Annotated in this window: 15 protein-coding genes; 10 read left to right on the forward strand and 5 right to left on the reverse strand. The window is 55.1% G+C overall.

Features of this window, described 5'->3' with window-relative positions; translation table 11 throughout:
- The first annotated feature begins 104 nt into the window (after positions 1 to 104).
- A complete protein-coding gene (locus tag J4617_RS16895) occupies positions 105 to 1,814 on the forward strand; it encodes a DUF4153 domain-containing protein (protein WP_017465346.1) in 1,710 nt (569 codons plus the stop codon).
- A gap of 110 nt (positions 1,815 to 1,924) precedes the next feature.
- Here J4617_RS16895 and hslO read toward each other — a convergent pair whose 3' ends face one another.
- The 4 genes from hslO to igaA all read right to left on the reverse strand — a co-directional run bounded on the left by hslO (position 1,925) and on the right by igaA (position 6,105).
- A complete protein-coding gene (gene hslO, locus J4617_RS16900) occupies positions 1,925 to 2,803 on the reverse strand; it encodes an Hsp33 family molecular chaperone HslO (RefSeq protein ID WP_001673738.1) in 879 nt (292 codons plus the stop codon).
- A gap of 24 nt (positions 2,804 to 2,827) precedes the next feature.
- On the reverse strand, positions 2,828 to 3,229 hold the full coding sequence (gene hslR / locus J4617_RS16905) for a ribosome-associated heat shock protein Hsp15 (RefSeq protein WP_000660721.1): 402 nt from the start codon (positions 3,227 to 3,229) through the stop codon (positions 2,828 to 2,830).
- A 10-nt stretch (positions 3,230 to 3,239) separates the two neighbouring features.
- Entirely contained in the window at positions 3,240 to 3,908 is a 669-nt protein-coding gene (yrfG, locus tag J4617_RS16910) for a GMP/IMP nucleotidase (RefSeq protein WP_001520508.1), read from the reverse strand.
- Positions 3,909 to 3,972: 64 nt separating this feature from the next.
- On the reverse strand, positions 3,973 to 6,105 hold the full coding sequence (gene igaA, locus J4617_RS16915; RefSeq protein WP_000104092.1) for an intracellular growth attenuator protein IgaA: 2,133 nt from the start codon (positions 6,103 to 6,105) through the stop codon (positions 3,973 to 3,975).
- 322 nt (positions 6,106 to 6,427) lie between these two features.
- Between igaA and nudE the strand changes: the two genes are divergently transcribed.
- Entirely contained in the window at positions 6,428 to 6,991 is a 564-nt protein-coding gene (gene nudE / locus J4617_RS16920) for an ADP compounds hydrolase NudE (RefSeq protein WP_000045725.1), read from the forward strand.
- Between the two features lie 95 nt (positions 6,992 to 7,086).
- Here nudE and mrcA read toward each other — a convergent pair whose 3' ends face one another.
- Entirely contained in the window at positions 7,087 to 9,639 is a 2,553-nt protein-coding gene (gene mrcA / locus J4617_RS16925; protein WP_000673808.1) for a peptidoglycan glycosyltransferase/peptidoglycan DD-transpeptidase MrcA, read from the reverse strand.
- A gap of 120 nt (positions 9,640 to 9,759) precedes the next feature.
- Here mrcA and J4617_RS16930 point away from each other — a divergent pair, with 120 nt between their 5' ends.
- From J4617_RS16930 to damX, 8 genes are all read left to right on the forward strand, one after another.
- Positions 9,760 to 10,539 (forward strand): hypothetical protein, encoded by a 780-nt coding sequence (locus J4617_RS16930; RefSeq protein ID WP_017465347.1) that lies wholly within the window; start codon positions 9,760 to 9,762, stop codon positions 10,537 to 10,539.
- Positions 10,539 to 11,078 carry a PilN domain-containing protein gene (locus J4617_RS16935; RefSeq protein ID WP_000951390.1) on the forward strand — a complete coding sequence of 180 codons (540 nt, stop codon included), beginning with the start codon at positions 10,539 to 10,541 and terminating at the stop codon, positions 11,076 to 11,078. The genes J4617_RS16930 and J4617_RS16935 overlap by 1 nt, the downstream gene beginning before the upstream one ends.
- Positions 11,062 to 11,535, forward strand: coding sequence for a hypothetical protein (locus J4617_RS16940; RefSeq protein ID WP_001748864.1), 474 nt, complete (start codon positions 11,062 to 11,064; stop codon positions 11,533 to 11,535). The genes J4617_RS16935 and J4617_RS16940 overlap by 17 nt, the downstream gene beginning before the upstream one ends.
- Entirely contained in the window at positions 11,525 to 11,926 is a 402-nt protein-coding gene (locus J4617_RS16945) for a HofP DNA utilization family protein (protein WP_001748863.1), read from the forward strand. The genes J4617_RS16940 and J4617_RS16945 overlap by 11 nt, the downstream gene beginning before the upstream one ends.
- Positions 11,841 to 13,079 (forward strand): DNA uptake porin HofQ, encoded by a 1,239-nt coding sequence (hofQ, locus tag J4617_RS16950; RefSeq protein WP_001748862.1) that lies wholly within the window; start codon positions 11,841 to 11,843, stop codon positions 13,077 to 13,079. Before J4617_RS16945 ends, hofQ begins: the two co-directional genes overlap by 86 nt.
- A 464-nt stretch (positions 13,080 to 13,543) precedes the next feature.
- Entirely contained in the window at positions 13,544 to 14,065 is a 522-nt protein-coding gene (aroK, locus tag J4617_RS16955) for a shikimate kinase AroK (RefSeq protein WP_000818621.1), read from the forward strand.
- A 56-nt stretch (positions 14,066 to 14,121) separates the two neighbouring features.
- Positions 14,122 to 15,210, forward strand: a complete 1,089-nt coding sequence (gene aroB, locus J4617_RS16960) for a 3-dehydroquinate synthase (protein WP_000439820.1) — start codon at positions 14,122 to 14,124, stop codon at positions 15,208 to 15,210.
- Between the two features lie 97 nt (positions 15,211 to 15,307).
- Entirely contained in the window at positions 15,308 to 16,585 is a 1,278-nt protein-coding gene (gene damX / locus J4617_RS16965; RefSeq protein ID WP_017465348.1) for a cell division protein DamX, read from the forward strand.
- The last annotated feature ends 88 nt before the right edge of the window (positions 16,586 to 16,673 follow it).

A 16,673-nucleotide genomic window follows, 5' to 3' on the forward strand; every position in this document is an offset into this window, starting at 1 on the left:
TATCGATTCACCTCTCTGCGTTTTTTTCTGAATTATGCATGACGACGCCTGGCGGTGAACAGATGATGCAATAATGCGGCTTTCTCATCATTCTGGATAACGACATGGAAAGTGTAGCGCTTTCACGTACTACTCGCTGGGGTATGTTGCTCACCGGTTTGCTGCAGGGCGTCTTGTGCTACCTGCTGATGGCCTGGCTGGTACCACAAAATAGCGACTGGCTGTTCTATGGTATGCCTGCGACGATAGCGTTGTCGTCAATGCTATTGCTTACCGTGGTCTCTTTTAAACAGCGCGCGCTGTGGGGCTGGCTGGGGCTGATCTTTGTGGTCGTGCTGGCAATGAGCGGCTGGCTGAAATGGCAGGTTGAGGCGGTGGAGAAATGGCGCCTGGCCGAGCTCCTCTGGCTGTATGGTCTCCGGCTTGTGTTGATGGCGATGCTGGTATTACCCTGGATGCAATATCAGTTACATTCGCAAACCGGTTCGGCGCGTTATCCCCAGTTTTATCTGCGGTTATGGCATAACGTACTGACATTGTTTATCGTCCTGGTCGCCAACGGACTGTTCTGGCTGGTGCTTCTGCTCTGGAGCGCGCTATTCAGGCTGGTGGGCATCCGCTTTTTCAGCACCCTTTTCTTTGAAACTGAAGCCTTTATTTATGTGACCATCGGCCTGATTACGGCGCTGGCGGTCATTCTCGCCCGCACGCAGTCGCGCCTTGTGGCGGCGGTGCAAAAGCTGCTGACGCTGATCGCGACGGGTTTACTGCCGGTGGTGTCGCTGCTGGCATTGCTGTTTATTGTGACGTTACCCTTTACCGGACTGGAGGCGATTTCTGCGCGTGTTTCCGCTGCGGGGCTGCTATCCACGCTGACGCTGATGCTGCTGCTCCTCGTGGCGATTGTCAACGAACCGCAAAAGCGCGTATTACCCTATCCGCGCGTACTACGCGGCATGATTAGCGCCTCGCTGTGCGTTGCCCCGATATATATGCTGCTGGCGGGCTGGGCGTTATGGGTACGTATTCAGCAATACGGCTGGACGCCGGATCGTCTGTATGGCGCGCTGACGGTGTCTGTCTTGCTGGTATGGTCCTTCGGTTATCTGATCGGTCTGTTACGCCGCGGACGCGACCCTGGTGAGTGGCAAGGCAAGGTGATACTGAGCGTCTCTTTGTTGACGCTGGTGATATTGCTGTTGCTGGCCTCGCCTGTACTTGATGTCTGGCGTATTAGCGTCAACAGCCATATGGCGCGTTACCATAGTGGTAAAATTACTGCGGATCAGATCAGCCTGTATATGCTGGATCACAGCGGCAAACCTGGCCAGGAAGCGCTGAAATCGTTGCGGGATGACGAGGCGTTTACGCAGAACAGAAAGCGCAATCGTGAACTGATGACGTTTTTGCAGAGAAATAAGGTCTCTCCGACGGCGGACGATTTAGCGCGGGTGGTGATGATTGCGCCCGGTAGCCAGAAGCCGGATGCCGCATTTTGGGCGTTTGTCAAAGAGCAGAGTTATTCGGACGATTCCTGTCTTGAACCGGATGCCTGCGTGCTGGTGAGTCAGGATCTTAACGGTGACGGTCAGCCTGAGCAGGTGCTGTATAACTTTATTGTTGCCGAGAGCCAGGTCTACGGCTTAAAAGAGGGGAAATGGACGCAGAAAGCGTTCGCCCGATTGCCGGACGGGTTTTCTAAGACGCAACTGTTGCACGCGATTGCCGGGCATCAGTTAGACTCAGCCCCCAAAGCCTGGCGCGATATCATTGTTAATGGTAAGCGGTTGGATGTGGATTACTACAACGAGTAAGCTTTTTGCCGGATGGCGGCATAAATGCCTTATCCGGCCTACGGAGCGGGATGCTGTAGGCCAGATAAGCGCAGCGCCATCAGGCAATGACGTTGCCGACTACGAGGCGATTAATGAACCTGTGGATCGGCAGGAGAGGCATTGTTACGGATCTCCGCGATATCCATCGCATTGAACAGATAATGATTGCCGCAGTAATCGCAGTGCATATCGATTTCGCCTTCTTCCGCCAGAATGCTGTCCACTTCTTCATCCGGCAATGTTTTCAGCGCGCCCGCGCAACGTTCGCGTGAACAGGTGCATTTGAATTCAACATTTTGCGGATCGTAGAGCGTGACTTCTTCTTCGTGATACAAACGCCACAGCACGTCATTTGCCGGTAACGTCAGCAGCTCTTCGCTTTTAATGGTTTCCGTCAACATAGCCAGATGGTCGAAATCCTCCGCCTGCGCGTTCTGTGCCGGCATCACCTGAAGCAACATTCCACCTGCCGCCGGTTTACCGTCGACATCGCCGGTACGGATAAACAGGCGCGTCGGCAACTGCTCGGAGCGCAGGAAGTAATCTTCCAGGCACGCCGCCAGAGTATCGCCTTCCAGACCCACCACGCCCTGATAGCGTTCACCCTCTTCCGGCGTAATGGTGATCACCAGATAGCCGTTGCCAACCAGCGTTTTGAGATCCGCATTGTCAGGGATATCGCCCTGAACGCGAGCCACGCCACGCATCTGCTGCTGATTATTGCCATTGATCACCGCCAGGCTTAACGGCCCGTCGCCCTGGAGCTGTACCGTAATGTCACCGGCAAACTTCAGCGTTGCGGTCAGCAGGCTAGTGGCGACCAGCAGTTCGGCCAGTACGGTTTTCACCGGCTGCGGGTAGGTATGATTGTCGAGGATCTGTTGCAAGGTTTCCGAAACGGTCACCAGCTCGCCGCGAACGGCAAAGTTTTCAAACAGATAACGATGTAATTGGTCATGTTGCGGCATAATCATCTCTCTTGCGGGTGACAGTTATTCGCTGTCGCCGTGTTTAAATCGTAACAGGTCGCGGCGCTCTTTCTTGTCCGGTCGCCTGTCCGGATGCGGCATGGTCAGGGCGTTAAGCTTGCGCGCCTGCGCCATTTTTTCGCGTTTTTCCACGCTTTCCGCCGTCTCTTCATACAGAGCGACGGCTTCGCTGGCCGGACGGCGCTGTTCGGTGATGGCTTTAACGATCACCGTCCGTTCGTCATTTCCCTGACGCAGGGTAAGGGTTGCGTTCAGCTCGACGATTTTGCTCGGCTTACTGCGCTGGCCGTTGTAATGCACCTTACCGCCTTCAATCATCTCGCGGGCCAGCGCGCGGGTTTTATAAAAACGCGCGGCCCACAGCCATTTATCCAGTCTGACCTCAACGGAGGACTTTTCTTTCATGGCGTCTCCTTCACATCAGCGAGGGGATCAGACGGCGGTAGTCGTTCAGGGACGGATGGCGCGTATAGTGCTTTTCCGCCAGGCCGGAATCGGGATTCGTCACGCCAAGACAGTAGCGAATACCAAACCGGGCGGCGGCGTCGAGAATCGGTTCGCTGTCATCGATAAACAGCGTTTTCTCTGCGCTTATTCCCGTTTCCTCAGTGACAGCGCGCCATAACCGCTGATCCTCTTTGGGATAACCAAATGTGTGGGTGGAAAGTAATAAATCAAGGTGTGAGGCCAGACCGGTATGCTCCAGCTTCACCGCCAGGTTATGTGGATGCGCATTGGTGAGCAGAATCCGACGTTTTCCGCTGGCTTTTAACGCATTCAGAAACGGTACGGTATCGTCGCGCAAAACGGCGCGCGGCCCTTGCGCCGTCGTCATGGCGCAAATATCCAGACCCAGACGCTCGCTCCAGTAATCCAGACAGTACCAGTTTAGCGTATGCTGTACGGCATGATACTGCTGGCGAATATATTCCTGCGCGTCCTGCGGCGAAATACCCTGCTGCGCGCCGTAGGTTTCCGGTACCAGCTTTTGCCAGAAATAGTTATCGAACGCGAGATCGAGCAGCGTGCCGTCCATATCCAGCAAAACGGTATCCACGTTTTGCCAGTCAATATCAATATGCATGGGGAACTCCAGGGTAACGCAATTTGCGCGACAGGGTAGCATACCCTGTCGCACGGCGGCGCTATCAGATGAGATTTTCCGGAGAGACGGTTAACCTGGGATTGAGGCAGCTTTCATAGTATTCCTGGATGTCCGCCATACGGGTACGGTGGCGTTGATAACGTCTGAACGCCTGAATGCCGTTGTAGACCGCGCTCACTATCATTGCCAACATCAGCAGCGTGGTACCGAGGTAACGCCACCAGCCGGATTTATCGGGGATACGATGCAGGCTGATATGCTGCGTACCGTTGGCATCGGTATACACGCTGGTGACAATGCCCTCGGCGCTAAATGGCGTCTGCATGAGCGTTTGCGCCAGACGCTGGAAGGCGCTCCACTGTTCCTGCGCGGGATAGTCATACAGCGGCGTTGACGGCCAGGCCTGATCAACCAGTTCGCTGCCTTCATCGCTGGCGATCAGGAATCCGCCGGGAGCGGGGCTATTCAGCGACTGGGCGGCACGCGCGGTCTCGCGAGAAATAAACGGCGCCGTTGAGGTCGTGACCAGATTTTCCAGCGACTCTGCGCTTACGGGGCGTAGCAGCACGTTGACGCCGTCCAGTTTGCCGGCGTTCGCGCGTTTCACCAGCGCGTTCCAGTCCTTACTGTTACCGAGATTAACCAGCGCATTTTTCAGGCGCACGCACTCGTCTTCCGCCGCGCACAAATCAGCGGTTTTCAGAACAATATCGCCAAAGTCATCTAATAATACCATGCCCGATTTTTGGATCGCGGAGCGTAAAGATGCGCTTACACGCGAGTCGTCTTCGGGTTTTGGATGGAGCTGACGATTTACCGCCTGGCTTAGCGCCATCGCTTTATTCACCAGGTCTGATTCCGGCAGCGGTAGCGCAGGCGCGTCATTCCAGATGATTTGCGAGCAATCGAACGGCATAAACGGTGAGTTAGACTGGCCGCTCCAGGTCGCGCCGGAATGAATATTACACATTCCTTTACCGCTCAGGTGCAGCGTATCGCCCACCCGCACGCCAGCTTTTTCAAGCTGTTTTACCGTTGTCGCTTCAATGGTTTGCGCGCCTTTCATCCACGATAGCGTGAACTTGATTGGCATATCCAGCGGGATCCAGAACAGCAGCATAAACAACACCAGCAGCGAACCGATAGCAATAACAGTGCTGCGTAACCAGTGCTGCAACGGGAAGTTTTTCACTTCATCATGCAGGGATAAAAACCGGCCCTGGCGCGCGACATGGCGATCAAGGTAAATATCAATATCCGTTTGTTGCCCAAGATCCTGCGTAATGTAGGGTTGCCAGTGGGCAGGGTAAATAAGGTCGATGATGCCCAGCGAAATATTGTTAATCTGCTCCTGATTATTCTCCCCAAACAGTCCCCAGCGGCGGGGCGTTCCCCGCAGACAGTGAATTTCCCGCAGCGCGCTTTTCGACGGCGGCGCAAAAAGCCCCCAAAGTCCGGCTGCCAGCAGCAGGATCGCGCCGCCTATCATCCACGGTACAAAAACGTCTGGCGTTATCAGGCAGAAAAAGAATAACAAAAAGGAGGCGACGATTAACAACGCTTCGCGCAAGCCAGCCGGGCGGCTGAGCGCATATTCTTCGTGGGTCTCCTGACGGATATTCAACAGCTCAATCTGCTCGCTCTCTTCGCCGCGAATCGACGCCTGCGTAGAGGCGGTATTCTGTAGCGCGTAGCCACGCGACTCCTGCATATACTCTTGCAGCGTATGGCCGTTTAAAGAGATCACCAGCGGCAGCGTATCCGTGAGGATTAGCTCAACGTTGTTTTCATCATTGATGTACTGTTCCCAGAAAGGCGGCAGATGGACTTCGACGGAGTCGAGGTAGTAGCGCCATTTATTAGGATCGTCAGTGGTAATGCCGTAGCGGGTGATGGAGTGGGTCAGTATCACGACACTGTTGCTTTCCGCGTTCAGCGTCAGCGAGATGGGCGCAGCACTGGCGCCTGTCGGCCCCGGAACTTGCTGGATCTGGCTAAGGTTATCGAGATAGTTTTCTACCGCGCTGCGCTCTTCGGGCAACAGTTTACGCGTTTGCGCGTCCTGAAAGGCGCTGATCCACGGTAAGCTCCCTCGTCTGGACTTTACCCGGAACCGCCATATTGCCAGTAGAGAGCAGGCCAGCAAAGCAGCTATAAAAATCAGAATGGTGCTCATGCTTTCCCCATCTTACTAAGTCTGTCAGGCGTGGTCAGTCGCACCCTGTCCAATAAACATTTTTCTGTGGTTGGCTATCGGCAAGCGTGGAGTTGAACTTGAGCATTGTAAAGCGCATCCCAGTGAAGGCAAATCATAGCAATACCACCAAAAACGGAATATCAGCAAATTCCTGGAGTTATTTCAACCTATTGACTTTTAATTTGAAATAAGAATTAATTTTTATTACGTTACATAAATGTAAATAAACGGCAATTCGCATTGCCGAAACCGTGCGGTATGTCGCACAATGACCACAGATTACACTGCAAAGATTCTCACAATGAGCAAATCATTACAAAAACCCACCATTCTGAAAGTGGAAACCGTCGCACAATCCCGACTGTTTAACGTAGAAAGCGTGGATCTGGAGTTCAGCAACGGCGTGCGTCGCGTGTATGAACGTATGCGACCATCAACCCGTGAGGCGGTAATGATTGTGCCGATCGTTGATGAGCATCTGATTCTTATTCGTGAGTATGCGGTGGGAACCGAATCCTATGAGCTGGGCTTCTCGAAAGGATTGATCGACCCGGGTGAGACCGTTTTTGAAGCGGCGAACCGGGAGCTCAAAGAAGAGGTCGGGTTTGGCGCGCATAACCTGACCTTCTTAAAAAAACTCAGCATGGCGCCCTCTTATTTTTCCAGCAAAATGAATATCGTGGTGGCGGAAGATCTCTATCCGGAGTCGCTGGAAGGCGACGAGCCTGAGCCATTGCCGCAGGTACGCTGGCCGCTGGCGCATTTAATGGATCTGCTGGAAGACCCCGATTTTAACGAGGCCCGCAACGTCAGCGCGCTGTTTCTGGTACGCGAGTGGTTGAAAGCGCAGGGCCGAATTGCCTGATGGCGCGGCGTTGATCAAGCCAACGGAAAGTTTGTCTCCCCGTTCGCCGTCATCCGCTAAACACAATAAAAAAGGCGCCGGAGCGCCTTTTTTGATCAGAACAGTTCGTGTGTTTCACCATTATCAATAATGGTAGTTCCCACCTCGTGTACCGCCTGTTGTGTCGGCTGCGTGCCTTCGATGAAATACTCTTCACGGCTGTTACCGCCGCTCGCCAGTTGTCCGGTACTGCGGTCGATATTCACCGTGACGATGCCCGGCGGCGGCGTTAGCGGCTGTTCCGGCACGCCTTCCAGCACGGCTTTCATATAGGCGTCCCATGCAGGTTGCGCGCTCTTCGCGCCGCCCTCATAGCCGGAGATTTGATCTTTGATCGCGCCGGAAGCGGTGGTGCGGCCTAAATCACGGCGGTGATCGTCAAAGCCGATCCATACGGAAGTGACGACGCCAGGGCCATAGCCGGAGAACCATGCGTCTTTCGAGCTGTTGGTTGTACCGGTTTTGCCGCCGATATCGCGACGTTTAAGGTCACGCGCCGCACGCCAGCCGGTACCCATCCAGCCGGGTTCGCCGAAGATATTGGTGTTCAGCGCGCTTTTGATCAGAAACGCCAGCGGTGTATTGATCACATGCGGCGCGTACTCCTGCGTGCCGTTTTGCGCGACCAGCGCCTGGTTTGCCTGTTCCAGCTCAGGCATCGGTACGGCGCTGTTTTGCTGCTCTTGCGAAACCGCGACCTCTTCCACATTGGTGTTTTCCAGCACGTCGGATTTCTGCGTATTGCCGTAAATGACCGGGATATCGCACTCCGGGCAGGCGATTTTCGGTTTCGCTTCGAAGATCACGCCGCCCTGATCGTTCTCAATCTTGCTGATGAAATACGGGTCGATCAGGAAACCGCCGTTCGCCATCACCGCATAACCGCGCGCAACCTGCATCGGCGTGAAGGAGGCGGAGCCCAGCGCCAGCGATTCGGTATGCACGATATTCTGCGCCGGGAAGCCGAAGCGTTGCAGATACTCCGCCGCATAGTCGACGCCCATGGCGCGCATGGCGCGTACCATCACCACGTTTTTCGACTGCCCCAGCCCCTGGCGTAAACGAATCGGTCCGGCGTACTGCGGCGGGGAGTTTTTCGGACGCCAGTCTGAACCTGCCCCGGCGTCCCAGCGGGAAATCGGCACATCGTTGAGCATACTGGCGAGCGTCAGCCCTTTATCCATTGCGGCGGTGTAGAGGAACGGTTTGATGTTCGACCCCACCTGACGCAAAGCTTGCGTCGCGCGGTTAAATTTACTCTGATTAAAATCGAAACCGCCGACCAGCGCCAGTACCGCGCCTGTTTGCGGGTTAAGCGAAACCAGCGCGGAGTTCACTTCCGGTACCTGCGCCAGCCACCAGTCGTTATCCACCTGACGAACCCAGATTTGCTGACCTGTCTGGACGACATCGGTAACTTTACGCGGCGTCGGCCCCTGCTGTGTATCCGAGCGGTAAGGCCGCGCCCAACGCATTCCTTCCATATGTAGCGAAACGGACGTACCGTCGGCAAGCGCAGCGGTCGCCTCTTGCGGATTAGCGCTGGTGACCACGGCGGGAAGCAGCGGTCCGTAGGTTGGCAACGCTTTCAACGTATCGGTAATTTTTTTACTGTCCCATGCCGTTTCGCCCACTTTCCATAGCACATTCGCCGGGCCGCGATAACCGTGGCGCATGTCATAGTCCAGCACGTTATTACGCACCGCCTGTTGCGCGGCCTGCTGCACTTTGCGGGTGATGGTCGTGTAAATACGATAACCATCTTCGTAGGCGCTTTCGCCATAACGGTTATACATTTCCTGGCGCACCATTTCCGACAGATAAGGCGCGGAGAAGGCGATTTCCGGCGCGTGATAATTTGCGTCGATAGGTTCGCTACGGGCCTGATCGTACTGCGCCTGAGTGATATATCCCTCGCTTAACATTCGCGAAAGCACTACGTTACGGCGCGCTATCGCCCGATCCATCGAGTAGAGCGGGTTAAAGGTAGAAGGCGCTTTAGGTAGTCCGGCGATAACCGCCATTTCGCTTAGACTAAGCTGGTCAACCGTCTTACCAAAGTAGACCTGTGCCGCCGCGCCAACGCCATAGGCGCGGTAGCCGAGATAGATCTTGTTCAGATAGAGTTCGAGGATCTCATTTTTATTCAGCAACTGCTCAATACGAATCGCCAGAAACGCTTCCTTGATCTTGCGCATCAGCGTGCGTTCGGGGCTAAGGAAGAAGTTTCGCGCCAGTTGCTGGGTAATGGTACTTGCTCCCTGCGATGCGTGACCGGAGAAGAGCGCGACGCTGGCCGCACGGAAAATACCTACCGGGTCAATGCCGTGATGCTCATAAAAGCGGCTATCTTCGGTGGCGATAAAGGCGTTGATCATTTCCGGCGGAATTTGATCGAGCGTAACGGGAATACGACGTTTTTCGCCATATTGCGCGATAAGTTCGCCATCCGCGCTGTAAACCTGCATCGGAATTTGCAAACGCACATCTTTCAATGTCGCGACGTCAGGTAGCTGTGGCTCAATATAGCGATAAAGGCCATAAATCGAGCCTGCTCCCAGCAGGATGCAACATACTGCAAGGATCAATAAATACTTTACGAACTTCACTGGAGATTTCCCATTTAGTGTCATTTGGGCAGTTTATAAACAAACGCGCGGTAGTATAAAGGCAAGCCAGACGCATTGATATACCCGTTAACGCGACGGGTGATAAGGAGATCGACCGTTATGGCTTTTAAAACCTGGCAAATAGGATTGCATATTCAGCAGCATGAAGCGCTGGCCATCGCCGTTATTCGCGGCGCATCGGGCTGGTCCCTGCAACGTTGGTGGCGACTGCCGCTGGTGAACGCCTCCACGGCAGAGGGTACGATTCCTGACCCGCAATCGCTGGCTCACGTACTGCGACCCTGGAGCCGTGAGCTGCCGCTACGTCACCGTATTTATCTCTCTTTTCCCGCAAATCGGACATTGCAACGCGCTTTTCCACATCCGCCGATGCGTCTGCGGGAACGTGAGCAAGTCGCATGGCTTTCACAAACGATGGCGCGTGAGCTGGATATGGATCCGGACTTATTGCGTTTCGACTTTCAGGACGATGCGCTGAGCCCCGCGTTCAACGTTACCGCCGTGCAAAGCAAAGAAATTTCAGCGCTGTTAACGCTGGCGCAAACGCTCAATGTGCGCATCGCTGCTGTAACGCCCGATGCCTGCGCGTTACAGCGCTTGCTGCCGTTTATACCTTCGGGGCGGCAATGTCTGGTCTGGCGCGATGAGAGCCAGTGGCTGTGGGCGACGCGCTATGCGTGGGGGCGTAAATCGGCGCGAGAGGCGACGACGCTGCATGACCTTGCCGCAACATTATCCGTCGTGCCGGAACATATTTCATTATGCGCCGAGGGCGAATTCGACCCCTGGCGTGCCGTAACCGTCCGCCAACCGCCGGTTCCGCCGGACGGTTATCGCTTTGCGATTGCGCTGGGTTTAGCCATAGGGGAGATACGCTGATGGCGCATTCTGTCAATTTGCTCCCCTGGCGGCGCCAACATTACGTAGCGCGTCTGCGGCTGTGGTGCGTGGTATGGGGCGCGTCCCTGCTGCTGATAGCAAGCCTCGCGACGATCGCCCGGTTGGTTTTTTGGCAGGAGGGGAGGATTAATGAACTGCTACTGACGGCGGAAAACGGACGCACGACGGCGCTTGCGGCGAACATACCGCAGTTGCAGCAGCGTCAGCGACAGCAACAGGCGCGATTACAACGTCAGGCGCAGCGTGAACTGACGCAAGCATGGCAATCTATCTTGACTGACCTTGCCAACCTGTTGCCAGAACAGGCATGGCTGACAAGCCTCAATTATCAGCAAGAGACGCTAGAGCTGGAAGGGCTGGCGAGAACGTTTGACGCCCTGCTCACGCTTGAGACATCGCTTCGTCACTATGTCAGTTTTCCGCTAAACCGCACGGGCGCCACGCGGCAGGATGCGCAAGGGCGCTGGCAGTTCCATTATCAGTTAACGAGGAGCGCCGCCCGTGAACGCGCTCTTTGATCTCTGGTACGGGATGTCGCGCCGTGGTCGGGTTTTTTGTTGGTGTGCAGGCGTGCTGTGCCTGACGCTGACGGTTGCGTTATCTGTGGGCTATCCCGGCTGGAAAACGCTGGATACGCAACAAACGCGGTTAAGCCAGCAGCGCGAGGCCGCCCGGCAACAGTGGCGTCATCTGCGCCGCCTGAGCGTCGCGGCTGAACCGCTTTTCGGGGGCACCGTTGAAAATCCGCGTCCTTTTTCGCCGTTAGATTTCCAGGCGCCTCCCCTGCGTTTGCTGCACTGGCAGCCATCGGCGCAGGGGGGAGAAATGGCGCTGAAAACGTCCTGGGATGCGGTGCCGTCGCTGTTTGTCCGGTTGGCCGAAAGCGAGATGATCGTAAGTCGGTTTTCATTGCGTAAAGAGGGGGCGGAATTATTGATGACGTTGCAACTGGAGCGCCTGGCGAATGAAGGTTAGCTGCGGTGTATTGCTCTGTTTTTGTTTGCTGACGTTGACGGGAATGCGCGATCCCTTCCGCCCGCCGGAAGATCGCTGCCGGATAGCCGAACTCTCGCAGTGGCGGTATCAGGGCGCGGTGCGTAAAGGCGAGCGATGGACAGGCATTCTTAAAGACAGCCAGCAAAAATGGCGGCGAGTGGAAGAAGGGCAGACGCTGGAAAACGGTTGGACGATTGTCCACCTGACGGCGGAAGCCTTAACGTTAACGACCGGTAAAAATTGTGCGCCGCCGCAGTGGCGGTGGCTACGTCAGGGAGCGGACAATGAAGCGATGGATAGCCATAATACTGATAGCCTTGATGCCCGCCGCGCAGGCGGGAAAAGCGGCGAAAGTGACGCTGGTGGTTGATGACGTCCCTGTGGTGCAGGTTTTGCAGACTTTAGCCGAGCAGGAGCGGCAGAATCTGGTGGTGTCGCCGGACGTCAGCGGGACATTATCGCTACATCTGACGGATGTGCCGTGGAAACAGGCGCTACAGACGGTGGTCAATAGCGCGGGGCTGGTGCTACGTCAGGAGGGGAATATTCTCCATGTTCATTCACAGGCCTGGCAGAAAGAACACAGTGCGCGGCAGGATGCCGAGCGGTTAAGGCTTCAGGCTAATTTACCGCTGGAAAACCGCAGCATTAACCTGCAATACGCCGATGCCGGCGAACTGGCGAAAGCGGGCGAGAAACTCCTGAGCGCGAAGGGAACCATCATGGTAGATAAGCGCACCAACCGCCTGCTGTTGCGCGATAACCGCGCGGCCCTTGCGGAGCTGGAAAAATGGGTATCGCAAATGGATCTGCCGGTGGCGCAGGTGGAGCTGGCGGCGCATATCGTTACCATTAACGAAAAGAGTCTACGGGAACTGGGCGTAAAGTGGACGCTGGCTGACGCGACGCAAGCGGGCGCGGTGGGTGACGTGACGACGCTTTCCAGTGATTTATCCGTCGCCGCCGCCACCTCACGCGTCGGGTTTAACATCGGGCGCATTAACGGACGCTTGCTGGATCTGGAGCTGTCAGCGCTGGAGCAAAAGCAGCAGTTGGATATTATCGCCAGCCCCCGGCTGCTGGCTTCGCATCTACAGCCAGCCAGTATCAAGCAAGGCAGCGAAATTCCTTATCAGGTTTCCAGCGGCGAAAGCGGCGCGACCTCCGTGGAATTTAAAGAAGCGGTGCTGGGAATGGAGGTGACGCCCACCGTTTTGCAAAAAGGGCGCATCCGCCTGAAGTTACATATCAGCCAGAATGTCCCCGGTCAGGTACTACAACAGGCTGACGGCGAAGTGCTGGCGATAGATAAACAGGAAATTGAAACGCAGGTAGAGGTAAAAAGCGGCGAGACGCTGGCGCTGGGCGGTATTTTTTCGCGAAAAAATAAATCGGGTAGCGATAGCGTGCCGCTGTTGGGGGATATTCCCTGGCTTGGTCAGCTCTTCCGCCATGACGGTAAAGAGGACGAGCGACGCGAATTAGTGGTGTTTATCACCCCCAGACTGGTGGCGACAGAATAATTTATGCATAAAAAAGCGCTGTTTTTGCACTGAACGCATCTGCGGGATTTGACGTGCGGATGTATTTAGCATACAAGGAGTACCGATTTGAGAGTCGTGCTTTTCGTTGCTTACGCATTGATTAATGCGCTTTGCCTTGCCGAAGGTGTGCATAAGACCGATGATAAACGGCTGAATGTCCGCTGATGCAGACGTATTGGTTCTGCGGATTGCGCACAATTGTTTGAAAGTAGAGCAATTTGTAGGCCGGATATGTTGTTCTGGTCGCCATTCGGCAACGCTAACTCGGGTTTTGCAACAATCAGGCTTGGTGATTTATTCAGTTGCCAAACCCGCTTGAGTATTGAGATAATTTTCAGTCTGACTCTCGCAATATCTTATGAGGTTTCAGTTCATGTCCTGCTGCGCTGGGTGTCTGTGAAGCGGGTTTACCATTAACGAATAGTCTTAGTAGTACCGAAAAAATGGCAGAGAAACGCAATATCTTTCTGGTTGGGCCTATGGGTGCCGGAAAAAGCACTATTGGGCGCCAGTTAGCTCAACAACTCAATATGGAATTTTACGATTCTGATCAAGAGATTGAGAAACGAACCGGAGCTGATGTGGGCTGGGTCTTCGATGTTGAAGGTGAAGACGGCTTCCGTAATCGTGAAGAAAAAGTTATCAACGAATTGACGGAAAAACAGGGTATTGTGCTGGCAACCGGCGGTGGCTCTGTAAAATCGCGTGAAACGCGTAACCGTCTCTCCGCGCGTGGCGTCGTGGTCTACCTTGAAACGACCATCGAAAAACAACTGGCGCGCACGCAGCGTGATAAAAAACGCCCGCTGTTGCAGGTTGAAGCACCGCCTCGCGAAGTTCTGGAAGCGCTGGCTAACGAACGCAATCCGCTGTACGAAGAGATTGCCGACGTCACCATTCGCACCGACGATCAAAGCGCTAAGGTTGTGGCAAACCAGATTATTCATATGCTGGAAAGCAACTAATTCAAGCAGAATACGCTGGGTAAGCGGGCACAAGTAACTAAGGTGGATGTCGCGTCATGGAGAGGATTACAGTCACTCTCGGGGAACGTAGTTACCCGATCACCATCGCGGCTGGTTTGTTTAACGAACCAGCTTCATTCTTGCCGCTGAAATCAGGCGATCAGGTCATGTTAGTGACCAACGAAACCCTGGCGCCGCTTTATCTGGACAAGGTTCGCGGCGTACTCGAACGGGCGGGCGTTAACGTAGACAGCGTGATTCTTCCTGACGGCGAGCAGTATAAGAGCCTGACGGTGCTGGATACGGTGTTTACGGCGTTACTGAAAAAACCGCATGGTCGTGATACCACGCTGGTCGCGCTTGGCGGCGGCGTGATTGGCGATCTCACCGGTTTTGCGGCGGCCAGCTACCAGCGAGGCGTTCGTTTCATCCAGGTGCCAACTACCTTACTGTCGCAGGTTGATTCTTCCGTGGGCGGGAAAACCGCCGTCAACCATCCCCTTGGCAAAAACATGATTGGCGCGTTTTACCAACCCGCTTCTGTGGTTGTCGATCTTGATTGCCTGAAAACGCTTCCCGCACGCGAACTGGCATCGGGACTGGCAGAGGTGATCAAATACGGCATTATACTCGACGCGGACTTCTTCACCTGGCTTGAGGATAATCTGGATGCGCTATTGCGTCTGGACGGCCCGGCGATGGCGTACTGTATTCGTCGTTGTTGCGAGCTGAAAGCCGAAGTTGTTGCCGCCGACGAGCGTGAAGCGGGCTTACGTGCTTTACTGAATCTTGGGCATACCTTTGGCCACGCCATTGAAGCGGAAATGGGATATGGCAATTGGTTACATGGTGAAGCCGTTGCCGCAGGTATAGTGATGGCTGCGCGCGCATCCGAGCGTTTGGGGCAGTTCAGTTCTGCTGATACGCAGCGCATCATCGCGCTACTCGAACGGGCCGGGTTGCCAGTCAATGGCCCTTGCGAGATGTCCGCGCAGGACTATTTGCCGCACATGCTGCGAGATAAAAAAGTGTTAGCGGGGGAGCTGCGTTTAGTGCTTCCGCTGGCCATAGGGAAAAGTGAAGTGCGCGGCGGAGTGTCGCACGAAGTCGTTCTTAGCGCGATTGCTGACTGTCAGCAGGCGTAACAACAAGAAAGGTCAGACTGATATTGCGTAGCTGTCAGTCTTTTAGCTTCAGGTTATGTGCAATGTCGTAAGCATTAACCTTTGAGTGGGGTGTTAAATGGATGAATTCAAACCAGAAGACGAGCTGAAACCCGATCCCAGCGATCGTCGTACTGGTCGTTCTCGTCAATCTTCAGAACGCGATAGTGAACCGCAGATCAACTTTGATGACGTTGATCTGGATGCCGACGATCGCCGTCCGACGCGTACGCGTAAAGCGCGTAGTGAAGAACCTGAAGTTGAAGAAGAGTACGAATCCGATGAAGACGATACGGTGGACGAAGAGCGTGTTGAACGCCGCCCACGTAAGCGTAAAAAAGCGGCCCATAAGCCAGCCTCTCGTCAGTACATGATGATGGGCGTTGGCGTACTGGTGCTGCTGCTGTTGATTATCGGTATCGGCTCCGCGCTGAAAGCCCCCTCAACGTCTTCCAGCGAGCCGTCGGCCTCTGGCGAAAAGAGTATCGATCTTTCCGGTAACGCCGCCGACCAGGCGAATGCGACCCAGCCTGCGCCGGGCGCCACCTCCGCAGAACAAACCGCGGGCAATACGTCGCAGGATATTTCGTTGCCGCCGATTTCTTCAACGCCGACGCAGGGACAGTCGCCTGTGGTCGCTGACGGTCAGCAGCTCGTGGAAGTGCAGGGCGATCTGAATAATGCGCTGACGCAGAATCCAGAGCAGATGAACAATGTTGCGGTGAACTCTACGTTGCCGACAGAGCCTGCAACCGTCGCGCCAGTTCGCAATGGCAGCACGACGCGTCAGGCGGCGGTTAGCGAACCTGCCGAGCGTCATACCACGCGTCCGGAACGTAAACAGGCCGTCATTGAACCTAAGAAACCGCAGACCACGGCGAAAACCACCACTGCGGAACCGAAGAAACCGGTCGCGCCAGTGAAACGCACGGAACCGGCAGCGCCAGCCGCGACGCCGAAAGCGACCACCACGACGGCTGCGCCGACAGCGACGGCAAGCGCTGCGCCGGTACAAACCGCGAAGCCAGCGCAAGCCTCGACGACGCCTGTCGCAGGCGGCGGGAAAAGCGCCGGCAACGTTGGCGCATTAAAGAGCGCGCCATCCAGCCACTACACATTGCAGCTCAGTAGTTCTTCAAATTACGACAACCTGAACGGTTGGGCGAAGAAAGAGAACCTGAAAAATTATGTGGTATACGAGACGACGCGTAATGGACAACCGTGGTATGTGCTGGTAACGGGGATGTATGCTTCGAAAGAAGATGCTAAACGTGCGGTGTCCACCTTACCTGCCGATGTGCAGGCGAAAAACCCGTGGGCAAAACCGTTGCATCAGGTTCAGGCCGATCTGAAATAATCCAGGCTGTGTCCTGCAATTGCCTGTGAGTGTCGCTGACAGCTATTTTTGTTCAGGACAGGCGCGAGGGGCGCATTTGCTACCGTCA

This window comes from Salmonella sp. 32010601201800023SM, assembly GCF_017572235.1.
Taxonomy (GTDB): Bacteria; Pseudomonadota; Gammaproteobacteria; order Enterobacterales; family Enterobacteriaceae; genus Salmonella; species Salmonella enterica.

What these genes read in the sequence shown, in the direction of transcription:
- J4617_RS16895 (WP_017465346.1), top strand. Translation starts at nt 105, where the DNA reads ATGGAAAGTGTAGCGCTTTCACGTACTACTCGCTGGGGTATGTTGCTC.
- hslO (WP_001673738.1), bottom strand. Translation starts at nt 2,803, where the DNA reads ATGCCGCAACATGACCAATTACATCGTTATCTGTTTGAAAACTTTGCC.
- hslR (WP_000660721.1), bottom strand. Translation starts at nt 3,229, where the DNA reads ATGAAAGAAAAGTCCTCCGTTGAGGTCAGACTGGATAAATGGCTGTGG.
- yrfG (WP_001520508.1), bottom strand. Translation starts at nt 3,908, where the DNA reads ATGCATATTGATATTGACTGGCAAAACGTGGATACCGTTTTGCTGGAT.
- igaA (WP_000104092.1), bottom strand. Translation starts at nt 6,105, where the DNA reads ATGAGCACCATTCTGATTTTTATAGCTGCTTTGCTGGCCTGCTCTCTA.
- nudE (WP_000045725.1), top strand. Translation starts at nt 6,428, where the DNA reads ATGAGCAAATCATTACAAAAACCCACCATTCTGAAAGTGGAAACCGTC.
- J4617_RS16930 (WP_017465347.1), top strand. Translation starts at nt 9,760, where the DNA reads ATGGCTTTTAAAACCTGGCAAATAGGATTGCATATTCAGCAGCATGAA.
- J4617_RS16935 (WP_000951390.1), top strand. Translation starts at nt 10,539, where the DNA reads ATGGCGCATTCTGTCAATTTGCTCCCCTGGCGGCGCCAACATTACGTA.
- J4617_RS16945 (WP_001748863.1), top strand. Translation starts at nt 11,525, where the DNA reads ATGAAGGTTAGCTGCGGTGTATTGCTCTGTTTTTGTTTGCTGACGTTG.
- hofQ (WP_001748862.1), top strand. Translation starts at nt 11,841, where the DNA reads ATGAAGCGATGGATAGCCATAATACTGATAGCCTTGATGCCCGCCGCG.
- aroK (WP_000818621.1), top strand. Translation starts at nt 13,544, where the DNA reads ATGGCAGAGAAACGCAATATCTTTCTGGTTGGGCCTATGGGTGCCGGA.
- aroB (WP_000439820.1), top strand. Translation starts at nt 14,122, where the DNA reads ATGGAGAGGATTACAGTCACTCTCGGGGAACGTAGTTACCCGATCACC.
- damX (WP_017465348.1), top strand. Translation starts at nt 15,308, where the DNA reads ATGGATGAATTCAAACCAGAAGACGAGCTGAAACCCGATCCCAGCGAT.